The 17906-nt window shown below is 50.4% G+C and carries 12 protein-coding genes; 5 read left to right on the forward strand and 7 right to left on the reverse strand.

What is annotated here, in order from left to right; translation table 11 throughout:
- Positions 1-27: 27 nt before the first annotated feature.
- Both gltB and BMZ51_RS15915 read left to right on the forward strand, forming a co-directional pair.
- The gene (gltB, locus tag BMZ51_RS15910) at positions 28-4758 is read left to right on the forward strand and encodes a glutamate synthase large subunit (protein WP_082825570.1); all 4731 of its coding nucleotides are present in this window, start codon (positions 28-30) and stop codon (positions 4756-4758) included.
- An 11-nt stretch (positions 4759-4769) separates the two neighbouring features.
- Positions 4770-6203, forward strand: a complete 1434-nt coding sequence (locus BMZ51_RS15915) for a glutamate synthase subunit beta (protein WP_068003888.1) — start codon at positions 4770-4772, stop codon at positions 6201-6203.
- Between the two features lie 75 nt (positions 6204-6278).
- Here BMZ51_RS15915 and BMZ51_RS15920 read toward each other — a convergent pair whose 3' ends face one another.
- The 4 genes from BMZ51_RS15920 to BMZ51_RS15935 form a co-directional block, all read right to left on the reverse strand.
- Complete coding sequence (locus tag BMZ51_RS15920) at positions 6279-7619, reverse strand: methyl-accepting chemotaxis protein (protein WP_208979524.1); 1341 nt, start codon at positions 7617-7619, stop codon at positions 6279-6281.
- Between the two features lie 183 nt (positions 7620-7802).
- Positions 7803-8966, reverse strand: coding sequence for an SGNH/GDSL hydrolase family protein (locus BMZ51_RS15925; protein ID WP_208979525.1), 1164 nt, complete (start codon positions 8964-8966; stop codon positions 7803-7805).
- Positions 8967-9026: 60 nt separating this feature from the next.
- Positions 9027-10244 (reverse strand): lytic murein transglycosylase, encoded by a 1218-nt coding sequence (locus tag BMZ51_RS15930; protein ID WP_068003882.1) that lies wholly within the window; start codon positions 10242-10244, stop codon positions 9027-9029.
- 203 nt (positions 10245-10447) lie between these two features.
- A complete protein-coding gene (locus tag BMZ51_RS15935; RefSeq protein ID WP_208979526.1) occupies positions 10448-11956 on the reverse strand; it encodes an outer membrane beta-barrel protein in 1509 nt (502 codons plus the stop codon).
- Between the two features lie 240 nt (positions 11957-12196).
- Between BMZ51_RS15935 and BMZ51_RS15940 the strand changes: the two genes are divergently transcribed.
- The 3 genes from BMZ51_RS15940 to BMZ51_RS15950 all read left to right on the forward strand — a co-directional run bounded on the left by BMZ51_RS15940 (position 12197) and on the right by BMZ51_RS15950 (position 15170).
- The gene (locus tag BMZ51_RS15940) at positions 12197-13210 is read left to right on the forward strand and encodes a KpsF/GutQ family sugar-phosphate isomerase (protein WP_068003880.1); all 1014 of its coding nucleotides are present in this window, start codon (positions 12197-12199) and stop codon (positions 13208-13210) included.
- A 198-nt stretch (positions 13211-13408) separates the two neighbouring features.
- Positions 13409-14179, forward strand: a complete 771-nt coding sequence (locus tag BMZ51_RS15945; protein ID WP_068003878.1) for a motility protein A — start codon at positions 13409-13411, stop codon at positions 14177-14179.
- Positions 14180-14309: 130 nt separating this feature from the next.
- Positions 14310-15170, forward strand: a complete 861-nt coding sequence (locus tag BMZ51_RS15950) for an OmpA/MotB family protein (RefSeq protein ID WP_068003876.1) — start codon at positions 14310-14312, stop codon at positions 15168-15170.
- 3 nt (positions 15171-15173) lie between these two features.
- Here the strand turns inward: BMZ51_RS15950 and BMZ51_RS15955 are convergent, their stop codons facing one another.
- From BMZ51_RS15955 to hemH, 3 genes are all read right to left on the reverse strand, one after another.
- A complete protein-coding gene (locus tag BMZ51_RS15955; RefSeq protein WP_068003874.1) occupies positions 15174-15641 on the reverse strand; it encodes an NfeD family protein in 468 nt (155 codons plus the stop codon).
- A 5-nt stretch (positions 15642-15646) separates the two neighbouring features.
- A complete protein-coding gene (locus BMZ51_RS15960; RefSeq protein ID WP_068003872.1) occupies positions 15647-16621 on the reverse strand; it encodes an SPFH domain-containing protein in 975 nt (324 codons plus the stop codon).
- Between the two features lie 148 nt (positions 16622-16769).
- The gene (hemH, locus tag BMZ51_RS15965; RefSeq protein ID WP_068003870.1) at positions 16770-17816 is read right to left on the reverse strand and encodes a ferrochelatase; all 1047 of its coding nucleotides are present in this window, start codon (positions 17814-17816) and stop codon (positions 16770-16772) included.
- Between the last annotated feature and the right edge of the window lie 90 nt (positions 17817-17906).

Consider the following 17906-nt stretch of genomic DNA (forward strand, 5'->3'; position numbering starts at 1 on the left):
TTGAGATGAGCGAAAGTGAGGCCAAAAATGGCAGAAAAAGGAGGAAACACGATGCATATGAGTGGGGGGGAACCTATGAAGACCCGAGCTACCACCACAGGCACCGTTACGGAAAAACTCCGCACTGCTGCCACTGAGGGGCTTTACAATCCAGCCAAAGAGCATGACGCGTGTGGCGTTGGCTTTATTGCGAACCTCAAAGGCGCACAGTCTCACCATGTGGTACAAAGCGGCCTACAGATCGTTGAAAACCTGACTCACCGCGGCGCTGTTGGTGCCGACCCATTAATGGGCGACGGTGCAGGTATGCTGACGCAAATCCCACATGCTTTCTATAAAGAAGAATGTGCCAAAATCGGATTTGACCTACCAGAATCAGGCGAATACGGCGTTGCGTTCTTCTTCCTTCCACAAGACGAAAGTCTGCGAAAACAATGCGAAAGCATCGTGGAAGACTGCATTTCTGATGAGGGTCTTAAGGTTTTAGGCTGGCGCGATGTTCCTGTCGACAACACTTCTTTGTCCAAGGCGCCTGATATTGCAGCAACAGAACCCGTCTCTCGCCAATTGTTTGTAATACTACCAGACAATACAGAGGGAGACTTGTTGGAACGACGCCTCTTTATCCTGCGCAAAGTCATTTCCAACACAGTACGAGAGAGATCGCCAGCGGTAGAAAAAGGGTTCTACGTCGTTTCGTTCTCCAGCCGCACAATCGTTTACAAAGGCATGTTCCTCGCTTATCAGCTTGGCGCCTATTATGATGACCTGCGCGATGAGCGTTACGTGTCCGCCCTTGCCCTGGTTCACCAGCGTTTTTCAACCAACACATTCCCGTCCTGGGACCTTGCTCATCCATACCGCATGGTAGCGCACAACGGTGAAATCAACACCTTGCGCGGCAACGTCAACTGGATGGCGGCGCGTCAAGCGTCCGTGTCTTCTCCTGCTTTCGGAGAGGACATCAACAAACTCTGGCCGATCTCTTATGAGGGCCAGTCTGACACCGCATGTTTCGATAACGCATTGGAATTCCTCGTAACCGGCGGATATTCCCTTGCGCACGCAGCCATGATGCTGATCCCTGAAGCATGGGCCGGCAACCCATTGATGGATGAAAATCGCCGCTCTTTCTACCAGTACCATGCCTCTATCATGGAACCATGGGATGGCCCGGCAGCAGTCGCCTTCACCGATGGTCGCCAGATCGGCGCGACGTTGGACAGAAACGGCCTGCGCCCTGCTCGCTACATCGTAACAGATGATGACTTTGTGGTTATGTCTTCTGAAGTTGGTGTTCTCGACATTCCAGAAGAAAAAATCATCCAGAAATGGCGCCTCCAGCCTGGCAAGATGCTTCTGATCGATCTGGAAGAAGGCCGCATTGTTTCCGATGAGGAAATCAAGCGCCAACTTTCGACAGCAAACCCTTATAAAGACTGGCTGCATCGCACACAGATGGTGCTTGAAGACTTGCCACCAGTACGTGAGCGCGCTCCAGTTGCTGGTGAAACCCTTCTCGATCGCCAGCAAGCTTTTGGTTACACGCAGGAAGACATCAAACTTCTTATGTTGCCAATGGCAACGGTAGGTCAGGAAGCTTTGGGCTCAATGGGCACGGACACACCAGCCTCCGTTCTGTCAGACAAGTCCAAGCTATTATACACCTACTTCAAACAGAACTTTGCGCAGGTAACAAACCCTCCGATCGATCCTATCCGGGAAGAATTGGTGATGAGCCTTGTGTCCTTTATTGGACCACGCCCGAATCTGTTCAACCTCAAAGGCCTCTCTTCCTCCAAGCGTCTGGAAGTACGCCAGCCAATCCTCACCAATGCAGATCTGGAGAAGATTCGCGCGATTGGTGACATTGAAGACAACCAGTTCCAGACTAAGACTCTCGACATTACCTACTCCACAGAGAAGGGTACCGAGGGCATGGAAGGTGCGCTGGAACGTTTGTGCGCACGCGCTGAAAAAGCAGTTCATGGTGGTTACAACATCATCATCCTGTCTGACCGTGTGATCTCACGTGCACGCATTGCAATTCCTGCACTTCTGGCAACGGCTGCAGTCCATAACTACCTGATTCGTAAAGGTCTTCGCACCTCAGTTGGTCTCGTGGTTGAAACCGGCGAAGCCCGTGAAGTACATCACTTCTGCGTTCTGGCTGGTTACGGTGCAGAAGCAATCAACCCGTACCTTGCATTCGAAACAATCCGCTCAATGCACTCTGAAGGATCGTTCCCTGAAGAAGTTGATGAGCATGAAGTGGTTTCCCGCTACATCAAGGCCATCAATAAAGGCATACTAAAAGTCATGTCCAAGATGGGCATCTCCACCTACCAGTCATACTGTGGTGCGCAGATTTTTGATGCTGTTGGTCTTAATTCCGAGTTCATAGAAAAGTTCTTCTTCGGCACGGCAACAACCATCGAAGGCATTGGCCTTAAAGAGGTCGCGGCTGAAACTGTTCTTCGTCACCGCAATGCGTTTGAAGACATTCCGGTTCTTCGTCGTTCACTCGACGTTGGCGGTGAGTATGCTTACCGGGCTCGCGGCGAAAGCCATATGTGGACCCCAGAAAGCATCGCCACACTTCAACATGCAGTACGCAACAATCTGCCTGACAAATATCTGGAGTTTGCTAAAGAAGTAAACGAAGCCACTGGCCGTTATACCATCCGTGGCATGTTCCGCATCAAGTCAGCTGAAGAGTTGGGCCGTCGCCCAATCAACATTGACGAAGTTGAGTCTGCCGAAGACATCGTCAAGCGCTTCTCTACTGGCGCAATGTCTTTTGGCTCGATCTCTCGCGAAGCCCATACCTCGCTTGCGATTGCCATGAACAAAATTGGCGGCAAATCCAACACAGGTGAAGGTGGTGAAGAAGCGGAACGCTTCAACCCGCTCCCTGATGGATCACAAAACCCAATGCGCTCTGCAATCAAACAGGTTGCGTCTGGTCGTTTTGGTGTGACCACAGAGTATCTGGTCAACTCCGACATGATCCAGATTAAGGTTGCGCAAGGTGCAAAGCCCGGTGAAGGCGGACAGCTGCCAGGCCATAAAGTGGATGCAGTGATCGCAAAGACACGACACTCCACTCAAGGTGTAGGCCTGATTTCGCCTCCACCGCACCACGACATCTATTCAATCGAAGATTTGGCTCAGCTGATCTACGACCTGAAGAATGTAAACCCACAGGCCGACATCTCCGTTAAGCTGGTCTCTGAGGTAGGTGTAGGTACAGTTGCAGCAGGTGTTGCAAAAGCACGAGCCGACCACATCACAGTTTCTGGCTATGATGGCGGAACTGGTGCATCTCCTTTGACCTCGTTGAAACACGCTGGTTCACCATGGGAAATGGGCCTTGCTGAGACCCAGCAGACGCTCGTTCTCAACGGCCTGCGGTCCCGGATCGCACTACAGGTTGACGGTGGACTTCGCACAGGTCGTGACGTTCTCATCGGCGCACTTCTGGGTGCTGATGAATACGGCTTCTCAACCGCTCCGTTGATTGCTGCTGGCTGTTTGATGATGCGTAAGTGTCACCTCAACACTTGCCCGGTTGGCATCGCAACACAAGATCCGGTCCTGCGGAAACGCTTCAAGGGCACACCTGAGCACGTCATCAACTACTTCTTCTACGTTGCTGAAGAGCTTCGTGGCCTGATGGCAGAACTCGGTGTCAAGAACCTGAACGATATCATTGGTCGTTCCGATATGCTCGACAAAGAGACTGCGATCAACCACTGGAAGTCTGAAGGCCTTGATTTCTCAAGAATCTTCTACCGTCCAGATGCAACGCCGAAAGAAAGCCGCTGGTCTCAGCTGCAAGAGCATCCGATCAACGACATTCTTGATCGCGAGCTCATCAAAAACGCGATGCCAGCGCTGGAGAACAAGGAAAAAACTGCGTTCCCAGCCAAAATCAAGTCTGTTGATCGCTCAGTCGGCGCAATGCTCTCTGGTGAGATTGCGAAGCGCTATGGTGCCAAAGGCCTCAAGAACGACACCATCCATATCTCCATGACCGGTACAGCTGGTCAGGCGTTTGGTGCGTTTGTGACCAAAGGCGTCACCATCGACCTTGAAGGCGATGCAAACGACTACGTTGGCAAGGGCCTATCAGGCGGTCGCCTCATTGTGCGCCCACCAGCAAACACGCGCATTGTGCCAGAAAACTCCATCATTGTAGGAAACACCGTATTGTACGGTGCGACCAGTGGTGAAGTTTACTTCCGCGGTGTTGGCGGCGAACGTTTTGCTGTTCGAAACTCTGGCGCAACCGCTGTTGTTGAAGGCGTTGGCGACCATGGTTGTGAATACATGACCGGTGGGGTTGTTGTGGTCATAGGCCAAACTGGTCGAAACTTTGCAGCAGGCATGTCCGGCGGTGTGGCTTACGTATTGGATGAAGACGGCACCTTCGGCTCTCGTTGTAACCTTGCAATGGTAGACATTCAGCCAGTGCAAGAAGAAGACGACCTGCTTGAAAAACTACATCACCATGGCGGTGATATCGAGTACAAGGGACGTGTGGATTTATCCGCTGACATGACGCGCCATGACGACGAGCGTCTGCGTCTCATTCTTGAGAACCACGTAAAGTATACTGGTTCAACCAAAGCTCAAGACATCCTGAGTGACTGGGAGAACTGGCGTCCGAAATTCGTGAAAGTTATGCCGGTTGAATACCGTCGCGCGCTTCAGGAAATGAAAGCAGCGCGTCTAGGCCTTGCGGCTGCGGAATAAGAGGGGAAGACATGGGTAAGGTAACTGGCTTTTTGGAGATCGATCGGCAGGAGCAAAAATACCAGCCGGCATCAGATCGCATCCGCCACTTTCGCGAATTCACTGTCCCGCTCTCGCAGCCGGAAGTGGAGCGTCAGGCAGCACGTTGTATGGATTGTGGCATCCCGTTTTGCCACGGTCCTGTCGGTTGTCCGGTAAACAATCAGATTCCAGACTGGAATGACCTGGTGTTTGCGGGCGATTGGGAAGAGGCATCACGCAACCTGCATTCAACCAACAACTTTCCTGAGTTTACAGGTCGGATATGTCCTGCTCCCTGCGAGGAAGCATGTACTTTGAATCTGGAAGACATTCCGGTAGCGATTAAAACAGTCGAACAGGCTGTCGCAGATCGTGCATTCAAAGAAGGTTGGATCAAGCCGGAACCAGCTGCAGTCAAGACTGGTAAAACGGTTGCAGTTGTCGGCTCAGGTCCAGCAGGTTTGGCAGCAGCCCAACAGCTGGCTCGCGCAGGTCACACCGTTCACGTTTATGAACGCGAACCCCGCGCGGGTGGTTTGATGCGCTATGGTATTCCAGACTTCAAGATGGAAAAGCATCATATTGAGCGCCGAGTCGAGCAGCTGGAAGGAGAAGGAATTACCTTCCATTACGGCTGTGAAATCGGGAAAGATGTAGAATTCGAGGAAATCCACACACGTCACGATGCAACTTTGCTTTGCACTGGTGCAGAGCGTCCGCGTGATCCAGGCATTCCGGGCATGGATCTAAAAGGCGCTATGTACGCAATGCCATTCCTCGTACAACAAAACCGTCGCGTCGGCGGAGAAGATGTATCCACCGAAGAACCATACTGGGCAGGCGGCAAACACATCGTTGTTGTAGGCGGCGGCGATACTGCATCTGACTGCGTAGGTACATCTTTCCGTCAAGGTGCCTTGTCTGTGACTCAAATGGACATTCGCCCAATGCCTCCATTGAGGGAAGATAAGAACCAGTTCTGGCCGTACTGGCCAACAAAGTTTCGCACTTCCACGTCTCAGGCAGAGGGCGCTGAGCGTGAGTTCTCCGCAGCAACGCTTGAAGTTGTTGGCGACGAAGACGGCAACGTCACGGGTGTAAAATGCGCGCGCGTTGATGAAAAGCGTGTCCCGATTGAAGGAACTGAGTTCATCCTCAAGGCCGACCTGGTTCTGGCAGCGATCGGCTTCTCAGGTCCAAACATGGACACTTACATCAAAGAAGCTGGCGATAACCTGGAGCTGGACGAACGCACCAACGTACGGGCCAATACCGAGGACTATAAAACGTCCATCAAGAAGGTATTCGCCGCAGGTGATGTACGCAAAGGGCAGTCCTTGGTTGTTTGGGCTATCCGCGAAGGCCGCCAAGCAGCACGTTCAATCGACGAGTTCCTAACAGGGTCTTCTAACTTACCCCGTTAATACCGGTTGTGTATAAACAGCAAAGGCCCGAGATGTGGAAGCACCTCGGGCCTTTCGTATAAACTGGGAAACGGCTTAAGCTGCTTTAACACTCCTAAGGAAACTGGCGACCTCAGAACGTAGGTTTTCTGACAGCTGGCCCAGACTTCCGGCAGCCTGATGCAGATCATTCGAGGCATCTTTTGTGCTTTGGAACCCACTGTCCAAGTCTTGCATGTCTGAAGCAACTTGAGACACGTTTTGATGCGCATGATTCAGGTTGAGAGATATTTCGTCAGTTGCCTGCTTTTGTTCACCAACAGCCTCGTTGATACCCGTCGACAACGTATTGATCTGACCAATGGTCTCTCCAATAGAGCGAATGGCAGTCGCGGCTTGCTCAGTGACCAGCTGAACAGATTCAACCTGTGCAGAAATCTCTTCAGTTGCTTTTGATGTTTGGCCAGCAAGGCTTTTCACTTCACTTGCCACCACCGCAAACCCTCGGCCCGCATCCCCGGCCCGTGCCGCCTCAATCGTGGCATTGAGTGCAAGTAGGTTTGTTTGGTCAGCGATCTGATCAATCAACTCAATAACTTCGCCAATAGCTTTGCCGCTTTCTGTAAGGCGGCCCACGATTTCATTGGTCTTATGTGCGTGCTCTGCGGCTTCCTGTGCAAACTGAGCCGCCTTTATTGTGCTGTCACCAATCATACCAGATGAGCGGGAGACACCTTCCGCCGCTTCCACAAGAGCTTCCACCGACGTTTGTGTAGTTTGTGCAACATCACTGGAAGACGTCATGGCGCTATGGGCACCCTGAACACTCGCATCCAACTCCCTGGAACGTGCTTCTACCGCTTGACTGATTTCCAATAGGTCATGCACCACATGCCCAACTGAAGCTTCAAAATCGAGCGCAACCTTTGCCAGCGCTTCCTTACGCGCCTCTGCAAGTTCAAGCTCCTGCTGAATCTTGGCCTTAGCATCGGCTTCAGCTTTGTCCTTCAAAACAACACGGAACTGAGCAATGGAACGCGCAATCGCACCAATCTCATCTCCCCGTTCTGTCCCGAGAATCTCCGTGTCCAAAACACCGTCAGCAAGCGCATCCAAGCCACCCTGAAGCGCTTGCATGTTAGTTCTCATGCCACGCGCAATCAAAACCGCCATGGCGAAAAATACAGTCCCGATAGGAGCGCAAACAAGCAAGATAAAAACGAGGTTGTCTACGAGCAGCGCTTCCAGCGCAGCTTGTCCATGGTCAGACATAAGCTGAGATCGCAACGTCGCGTCTTCTAAAGCTGAGGTCACCGCATTATAGATGGTAACAAACGAAAATAATGTGCCGAGAGACATGATTGTCATGGCGAGCAATACCACCAATACAAACTTGCCAACCATCGACAATTTAAAAACATGCGGTTGGGTAACCATCAAAATCCCCGTCATCACTAAAAATCTGTATGAGTACTGTTATCTATGTATGTAAACAGAACACTACCGCGCTGCAGCTAAACGCATCAATTTTCAAAAAAACCGAGAAAAATTGTTACTTTCGAGGATTACTTGCCTTTTCTCGCCAAACTGGCAGCAAGCCCCAAGTAAATACCGCCTCTGTTAAAAACCTGTCCAACGTGTGTCATCAACCCGCCCAGAAACTTCAGGCAGTGCCTCACCAGATACAGTCAGTTTGAAAAGATCACTCCCGCTCGCTGCGCGTCCGCCCATATCGTCCGGTCCAATGAGCTTGGTTTCAGGTGAGGTCAAACGACCAGTTAACACGATGAAATTCGGGTTATCCTTCACACCTTCAAATATAAAAGCAGTCGCACTACCAAAAATGCGCGCTATTTCTCGCTCGACGAAATACGCAACTTTCCGATATCCAGCCCATGTAAAATAAACACCAGTGTTTCCGCGAAGCCTGCGCAGCTTGCCTGAGATATCTGGCCCGTGAGCTGTATATTCGCCGTGCTCATTTTGAAAAGCTGCCCAAATATCAACGAAGATCCCTCCAGCTGGTTCCACCTGCTCACTGAAAAGGTCATTTAAATAACTGAAATTGGCACTCGTCAGATACTCCTCCGCAGGCGCCAAACCAACCCAGATTAAGGGAACCTGCTCGTTGCGGACGGCGGCAACCAAAGAAGCCGTTCTGAACCGATACTCTTTCTTCCACTCTTCACCTTGAAATTGTAGCTCCTCAGCAAAATTCGAAGTTTGCCCATCAACAACAACCTGTTCGACCACCTTGATATTTCGATTATCTCGAGCCCCTAGTGCAACAACAACAAGGCCGACATCCCCCTCTTTCAGGGCATCGGTTACGTCTTCAGGCCAGTCGGGCTTTTTATCTGCAACGAGTCCAGTTTGCGCATAGACGAGCTTTTTAACCCTGATTGAAGGTGTATCTGCATAAACGGCCTTTAATCCATCAGCTAACCCCTTCGCCAGGTCATCACCAACGACCAACAGGACCTTGGCGTCTTTACTCTTTTCTTTCTCAACGATCTTTGGTGCGCGCACCACAGCAGCAGCTGTTCCAGTGCGCGACCTTCGCGTCCCGCTTCGGCGTTTTTTCTGCCTTGAAGGCGCGGCTTTCTGGACCCGTTTCTGTCCCCCGCTAAACAACCACCCAAAAAAGGATTGCTTGCTCTTTTTCGGCGCTTTTGTGTTGTTTGTCCTAACCTGCGCGACAGTCTCTGCAGGAACAACAAGCACGCCGACAAAGCTGACGCTTATCAGAGCAATAAACACAAGTGACAAAAAGGATCGTTGCATAATCGCGTTTCTCCCACAGAAACCAATCCCACCATCGGGTCCCGACATTAGGAAAGCCGATTATGTTCTACCTTGCAACCTATTAAGAAGCTTTATTGAATCGTGACCATCTGGAACGAGTCCAGACGCTTTTTGATAAGCCTGGATCGCTCTTCGCGTCTTTTGACCAATCTTTCCATCAACACTACCAGGCTGATAACCCATTTCGACTAAATGCTTCTGCAGCGCTTTCTTTTCACTAAATGTCAGTGGCCGCTCATCGCGTGGCCACTCCGCATTAAAGCCAGAAAGCCCTAGCAAACGGTCAGAAAGGTGGCCAACGCCGAGAGCATATGCATCCGAATTATTGTAGCGTTTGATCACATAGAAGTTCTTGAGCAGCAAAAACGCAGGGCCATTCGCTCCGGCCGGGGTATAAAGCCGTGCCATATCTGCCCCTCTCGGGAAACTGCGACCATTCACTCTTTTCACGCCAAGCTCTCGCCAGCTGTTGAGGGACTGCTGCTTGCGCTGGTTACTCAAGCGATAATTAAAGCTCTTAGGCAAAGACACCTCGTAGCCCCAAGCCTTCCCGGATTGCCAACCCATCTTGGAAAGGTAGGCAGCTGTTGAAGCAAGAGCATCAGGAACACTATTCCAGATATCTCGCTTCCCATCGCCAGTAATATCGACCGCATATGCCTGGTATGTTGTCGGGATAAACTGAGTATGCCCCATAGCCCCAGCCCAAGAACCTTGCATCTGCGCAGGAGAGATATCTCCACGTTGAAGGATCTTAAGCGCAGCAATGAGCTGCTGACGCGCATATTTCCTGCGGCGGCCAGGGTTATACGCCATCGTTGCCAACGCCCGGGGTGTAGAACGCATGATAGAGCTGTTGTCTAAAACACGCCCATAAGAGCTTTCCATCCCCCAAATAGCCAACACCACATGCCGGTTCACACCATACTTGGCTTCAATTTTGTCGAGCCAACCAGCCCATTCATCAACCATACGCCGCCCATGGGTCACTCGCTCTTGGGAAACCGCACTGTCCAGGTACTGCCAAATCGCGCGCGTAAACTCAGGTTGGTTTTGAGCGCTTTTCCTAATACGGGGATCAGGGGTCATGCCTTTAAAGACACGATCATACAACTGAGCATTAACGCCTTGCGAAACAGCTGTGCGCTTGAAGCTGGCTACCCAACTTTGGAAGTCATTCGCTTGAGCGAAACCAGCAAAGCTACAAAAAATCAGAAACCCACTGAATAGAACAGCTGGTAGAGAAGAAAATCGCATCAAGCTTTCTCCAGTCACCCGAACGGGATGTTTTGAGGCGCGCTGAGCGCATTGTTTTTGCTTAGCCCTCGGAGGCATTGCTGCCTTGACTGTCAACCATGGTAAAAAAAAGGCTGTTTTTAATCAAAACCCGTTTTCTAGCTAGTCAATTTTTACGAGAAGCATCCGCAAAAAGTTAATGAATGTAAATTTTCAATGCCGGCTCAACGCCTTATACGCAAGCCAGCTTCAACAAGACTGCTTGTATAATCACTCTCTGCAGAAGAGCTATCAAATGCCTGAAATGTGTAACGCGAAAGGATTGCAGCATCCTTTGCAAACGCCCATACCAAACCAATGGAACCCGAGGCTTCTTGCTCGACAACATCAACACCTTGATATGTCCTGTAGGTGTAGCCAAGCTGGATATCACCCACCAGGTCTTGAGTAATTTGACGTGCATAACGCACATCACCTGCATAAAGAATTGAACCTGAAGCTCCGCTGATGTTGGTTGCGTTAAAGCTCGTTGCCCCGCTCATCGTAACTGTATCACGGCGGGTCGGTGACCAAACAAATGCACCATCAAAAATCAACCCTTGCAACGCATCCAAACGCGCATCATCAAGATACTCAGCCCGCCAGCCAACCCCAAATTCACCACGCAACTTCGGCCCACGATCAACACGAAGACCAGCTTGCACTGAATATCCACCCGATGTTCTGTCAAGGCATGTCGGGTCACCATTGCAATCGTGATCATATTTGCGAACGAGAAAACCACCTTCCAAGTATGGCTCAAACATTGCGCCATTATCAAACGAAGCACGTAGCGAAGAGGTGAACACGGTATTATCACGTTGCCCGGAGCCACTCGACTGCCCATCGTAGACACTTCGATTTATACCAAGGCCACCACGCAATTGAACGACAGAAACTTGCCGACTAAGAGAAAAACTCCCCTCAATCTCCTGCACTGAATTGGTAGGCCCGCTCGCGACCTCATTTTCTGCAGAGGCCCGCTGTTCTCGAGAGAATGAATATCCACCCTCAAAATCAGCACGTGTCGAGCCGCCAAGGTCTAGGCGCAGGTTGGCTAGCCCAGTTACAACTGGTTGATTGTTATCCGGCTCATCGAAAAAGGCACGTAAGCTTCCCCGCAACTCCACGCCCAAAGCATGCCGATCCCAATCAGAAATCACAGCAACAGCGGCATCAAGCCCATAGAAGCCATCTGGAGTACCGCCCCTCACCTGTTCCGCATTGTCGGTCCACCCAAGACCAGCATCTAGTGAAGGCAGCAAACGCAACGAACCCATATGAATACCGACAGGGCGGTCTTGAACAGTTTGACCGTCAAACACCCCCTCATCCCTCTCCGCACCATTAGCAGGTTGAGACAGCCGCATAACCGCTTCGGTCCTTTCAGAAAACTTCGTAGCTCTAGCGCTTCTGTTGGCTCTAGTCAGCTGCGCGCGAACCGTTGCAACAGGGGGACGAGCTAGAAGCTTTTCGTCTTCGGCTTCATTCAACGACTCAAAAGCTTCAAGATCCGATTCGGAGACAAGCTCCAAACCCTCTCCCGCATTATCCTCAAGCGAAAAGCTTTGCCGAAATTCTACTGGGCTGGTTTGCGCAACAACACCATTTACCGACAAAGCGCCCAACACCAACCCCCAAGTCAGACAAGACTTGGTCAGCAGGCTCTTCTGATTTTGAGGGCGCAATGACATAAAAGAATCCGCAATTTGCCTCTAAATGAGGGAAATTCAATTAATGCCACACTCGTCGATCATAGTTAATGTTTCCTTGAAAATTGGCGCTCTACCCTCGATTGTTTTATCAATTAAAATTTGATAGAGGGGAAACCACGTCTTGCCCCAGAGTGTTCACAATGCACTCTTATTAAGTGCAGGAGTTTCGCTGCAAAACACTGTTGTGCTCAAATGAGCAAAGCTAAGAAGTAGTGCCAAATGCATATGCCATCATTTTTAACGCATGAAGACCGTCCTCTGCGCCCTGCTGATGACTGGATCAAATCTGCCAACAGAACGATCGAGACCGAGGTTGCGGCCCTTGATGCGTTGCAGGCAAGCCTATCCAATGGGCTGGCAGAACCATTCACAAAAGCGGTTGAGACAATTGCTCTTTCCACCGGTCGCGTGATCGTTTCAGGAATCGGTAAAAGCGGTATCATCGGCACAAAACTTGCTGCAACATTAGCATCCACTGGCACGCCAGCCTTCTTCGTACACGCAAGCGAAGCCAGCCACGGCGACCTCGGTATGATTACAGAGCGCGATGTCGTCATTGCACTTTCCTGGTCTGGAGAAACACAAGAGCTTGCAAGCCTGATAGGCTTCACACGGCGCTTCAAGGTGCCCTTGATCGCGATTACGCGCAATGCATCAAGCACGCTTGGCGCAGCCTCTGACATCTGCCTGGCCCTCCCACAAGTTCCCGAAGCCTGTCCTCACGGGTTGGCCCCCACATCCAGCACCCTGATTCAGCTTGCCCTTGGTGATGCACTCGCCATCGCATTACTCGAAGCAAAAGGCTTCACGGCTCAAGACTTTAAAGTCTATCACCCAGGCGGGAAGCTTGGTGCGAGCTTGATGCATGTGAAAGACATCATGCACAGTGGTGACCACTTGCCAGTTGCACAAACCGGTATGCTTATGAAAGAAGCCCTTGTTTTGATGACCCAAAAGGGCTTCGGCGTCCTCGGTGTCACAGACAACAGCGGTACTTTAATTGGGGTTGTCACAGATGGTGACTTGCGCCGTCATATCAGCGATGACTTTCTCGATAAAAAGGTTGAGGACGTCATGAGCCACAACCCCAAGACAATCGAAGAAACGCTTCTGGCACCCTCCGCCTTGGAAATTATGAATTCCCTTAAGATCAGTTCTTTGTTTATCGTCGAGAACGGTAAGCCTACTGGAATTATCCGCACACTCGATCTGCTAAAAGTTGGTGCAGCCTAGAGCGTTCTAAATCTGGTCCAAGCGCTACCCGAGAAGAGCATCTTCTCGGGTATTTTTTGTTTTCAGAGCCCAGTCGCGGGGATTACCGTGATTTCACCCAATCAATTTTTCCCATTTATTAGGATTTAATTAGACATAATAGCCGAAGTTATAATTAGTTAATTTGCCTCATCAAAGGCGCGTATTCGGGTAAGCTAAATGGATCTTGCAACGATTATCGGCGTTCTCGCTGCTTGCGTAACAGTGCTGATAGCTATCTTCCTTGGAGGCAGTTTCAGTCAGTTCGTTGACCTGCCTTCCATTTTGATTGTGTTTGGTGGTGGTCTTGCAGCCACTCTGGTTAGGTTTCCATTGACAGGTTTGCTCAGTGCTTTTGGCATGGGAGCAAAGCTCGCTTTCACCCATAAAAAAATCGAGCCCCGCGAGTTGGTCGAAAACATCGCACACCTTGCGGAAACGGCTCGCAAAGAGGGGCCTCTTGGTCTCGAAAATGTCGAGATTGCTGAACCTACTCTCGCAAAAGGTGTCCAATTTGTCGCTGATGGTTATGACTACAGCCTTATTCGTGACACCATGGAAAAAGAGCGGGATCTTTTCCTCAACCGGTTGAACGAAGGCGCACGTGTTTATAGAGCCTTGGGCGATTCAGCGCCCGCTTTTGGGATGATCGGAACATTGGTTGGTCTGGTACAGATGCTAGCAACAATGGATGATCCATCAACCATCGGCCCCTCTATGGCAATTGCGCTTTTAACGACGCTTTACGGCTCACTCATCGCCAATATTGTTTGTATTCCAGTTGCTGACAAGCTTGACTCCAAATTCGAGCAGGAAGAGCTCAATCAAACGCTTGTGATTGATGGTGTTCTCCAAATCCGGGAGAGTAAAAGCCCGTCGCTTATCCGTGAGATGCTTCTGGCCTACATTCCAGAAAAAGGCCGTAGCGATATGGCAGAGGCTGCAGCTTAAAAGGCACGGCGGATTACGCGCATCCAATCTCCAACGATGAGAACCCGATTGCGCAAAAAAAGACAAAGCAGTTTGAAGATTCCGTTCTTACACAAACCGCTTTAAACCCATCAGGTGGGGGAGAAACAAGATGGCGGGCAGAAAGAAATCAGCGACCAAGGGCGCACCAGCTTGGATGCTGACGTTTGCTGACTTGATGTCGCTGTTAGTATGTTTCTTCGTTCTCATTATCTCCTTCTCGGTACAAGATAAGCAAAAGCTGCAAGTCGTAGCAGGCTCCATCAAAGAAGCCTTCGGGATCAAGCAAGTCACAAAGCGTGCCGGTGTTTTGGAAATTGAAGGCGTGCCACTGCGCGATTTCATGAAGGACATCACATACGAAAAACAAATAACCGACGCAGACTTCTCGACAGAAAGCCATCCTGAAAAGCGGAAGCAAGGTCCGGAAGCCAACACCCATACCACCAAAAAAGCGGAGATCGAAAAGCCCCGACAGTTTGCTACCGCGACTGTTTCGCTCCGTCAGGCTTTTCAGGAAATGCCAGAGATCACAGAAATCTCCAGTAATATTATATTGGAAGAGACTGACGAGGGTCTCAATATTCTGATTGTAGATCAGGAGGGGCGCTCGATGTATCCGGAAGGTTCTAAGTACCCTTACGAAATCACCCGAAGGCTAATCGCGAAGATGGCTCCGGTTCTGGCGAAACTTCCCAACCGAGTTCGTATTACCGGTCATACGACAACTGGCCAGCTGGTGACCTCCTCAAGTGAGACGGGGTGGGAATTATCCGCAGACCGTGCAAACACTGCACGCCGGATTCTATCTGAATACGGTTTGCCATCAAACAACATTCATTCGGTCGTCGGGAAAGCAGACACAGAACCACTTTTCCCGAATGATCCGTACCTCGCCGCCAACCGCCGCGTGTCGATCCTGCTAATGGCAGAGGAACCTCCCCTGCCACCAGATTTCAATCCCTATCAATAGGCGTTAGGCCCTACCACTCTCATTGGCAGCCTCAACGATCAGGGTCGTCCCGTCCTGTCCAACAACTTTGACGTGTGCGCCCTCTGGTAGATCTGGCCCGTTAATCCGCCACACGGAATCACCAATCTCCAGTGTCCCTTTTCCATGTGCAAGCGCTTGTTTAAGCACGAACACACGCCCCTGATACCGGCTTCCCCTCTTATTGAGGTAAGGATCACCTTCCTTGTCATCAGCTTTGATGGTGAGCCGCCGCCCCACAAAAAGAAAGGTGAGTGAAGAAACACCCCACAACACAAGTTGCCAGCGCCAGTCGATATCAAAATAGGCAACAACTGCACCAACAATCAGAGCAGCAGCTCCAAACCAGATCAGAAACGAGCCGGGCACCGCCAGCTCCAGTCCGATGAGAACAAGCCCAGAAGCAAACCAGACCCAAGGCTCAATACTGTTTTGGAACAACTCCATCAGCATATCAATTAACCCTCCGAATGACCGGTATTGGGGATTCGACTAGAACGACGACGCTCGTTTTCTTGCAGCGCATCCTTGGCAATTTCGGTTATGCCAGCAATGCTACCAATCATGCCAGTTGCTTCCATCGGCACAATGAGTGTTTTCTGGTTCGGAGATTTCGCCAATTCACCAAAGGCCTCAACGTATTTGTTCGCAACAAAGTAGTTGATCGCACCCATATCGCCTTCAGCAATAGCCTTAGAGACCATCTCTGTTGCCTTCGCTTCAGCCTGAGCCAGTCGCTCACGCGCTTCAGCATCCCGAAACGCGGCTTCCTGCCGACCTTCCGCTTCTAGGATCAGAGACTGTTTGACACCTTCAGCCTTTGCAATTTCTGACTGGCGGGCACCTTCAGCTTCCAAGATAGACGCGCGCTTTTCACGCTCGGCCTTCATCTGGCGTCCCATAGCATCAACGAGATCAGCCGGAGGATTGATATCCTTAATCTCGATGCGGGTAATTTTAACCCCCCACGGCTCACAGGCAGCGTCAACCACACGCAACAACCGGGCATTGATCTCATCACGATTTGAAAGAAGCTCGTCCAGATCCATTGAGCCCATGACACTACGAATGTTAGTCATGGTCAGATTCAAAATAGCATTTTTAAGACCAAGTACTTCATAGGCTGCTTGAGAGGCACTTAAGACCTGATAGAACGTCACACCATCAGCAGTAATTGTTGCGTTGTCTTTGGTAATAACTTCCTGTGCAGGCACATCAAGCACCTGCTCCATCATGTTCATCTTATGACCGATCTGGTCAATGAAGGGGATGATGATATTGAGGCCTGGATGCAGGGTCTTACGGTATTTACCAAAGCGCTCAACCGTATAATTATAGCCTTGGGGAACCATCTTCGCGCCAGCAAAGACAACGAGAACGATAACGGCAACCAAAATGAGAACCGTAATCGAACTGCCAGTAAGAATATCCATATCTACAAATCCTTTGGAGTAATTTGCCAAAACTATCGTAGCTTTGCCCCATTAAATCCAGCGAAAACTTATAGAATAAATACCAAAGAGCACCCCTTCCCAAAAGAAACTGATGCTCTTCTTTAATTGCTTGATACGCGTTTAGTTTTTAAACCCAGCCTTGAAGCTCGCGGCGAACCACACTTTCAAGAACTGCCATGCCTTCTGTAGTGTCATTAAGGCATGGAATATGCGTAAATTGCTCGCCGCCGTTTTCCTTGAAAATCTCCGCAGCCTCCCCAGCAATTTCTTCCAGGGTTTCAAGACAATCTGCAACAAATCCAGGGTTCAGAACTGCAATACGTTTAACGCCCTGTTTCGCTAATTTCTCGATGGTCTTATCGGTATAGGGCTGTAACCATTCTTCAGGCCCAAAGCGAGACTGGAAAGTGATTTGAAACCTATTCTCATCCCACCCCAGTTTTTCGCGCAGCAACCGAGCTGTTTTCTGACAATGGCAATAATATGGATCGCCCTTGTCAAAATAGCTTTGCGGAATGCCATGAAAGGATGCAAGAACCACCTCAGGCTCATCATCCAGCTCAGCAAGCTTTGTCGTGATCGATGACGCCAATGACGAAATATATGTATCGTCGTCATGGTACGGCGGGACGATACGGATCGTCGGTTGCCAGCGCATTTTCAAGAGCGACCGGAAAACCTCATCATTCACAGTTGCTGTGGTTGATGCAGAATACTGCGGATATAAAGGAAACACGAGGATACGCTCACATCCTTGTTCCTTTAGAGCATCAAGACGACTGGAGATAGAAGGGTTGCCATAGCGCATCGCCCAATCGACCACCACATGCTCACCAAGGTCCGACAGGGTACCTGACAGCTGATCTGATTGGCTCCTCGTAATCGTACGCAGTGGGCTCTCATCCAGCTCGGTATTCCAGATCTCTTGATAGGCAGCACCAGACTTTTGCGGACGCTTATTCAACACAATGCCATGAAGAATCGGCAGCCAAAGAAAACGAGACCATTCAATTACACGTCGGTCTGAGAGGAACTCAGCCAAGTAACGTCGCATTGACCAGTAATCAGTCCCATCCGGTGTCCCCAGATTTACAAGAAGAACTCCGAGCTTTCCGTGTGAGACAGGAGGGTGACCCTCCGGCTTAGTGATGTGGTCGCTTGTACTCTGGTTCATGAGACCTCTATGCGCATCAGATCCAATTCCTTTGCTAAATAGAGTTTCCAAGCGCCTACGCCAAGGACAATCCCTTCGATTTTAGGCTTA

Origin of the sequence: Pseudovibrio axinellae, assembly GCF_900110875.1 — a bacterium.
Lineage (GTDB): Bacteria > Pseudomonadota > Alphaproteobacteria > Rhizobiales > Stappiaceae > Pseudovibrio > Pseudovibrio axinellae.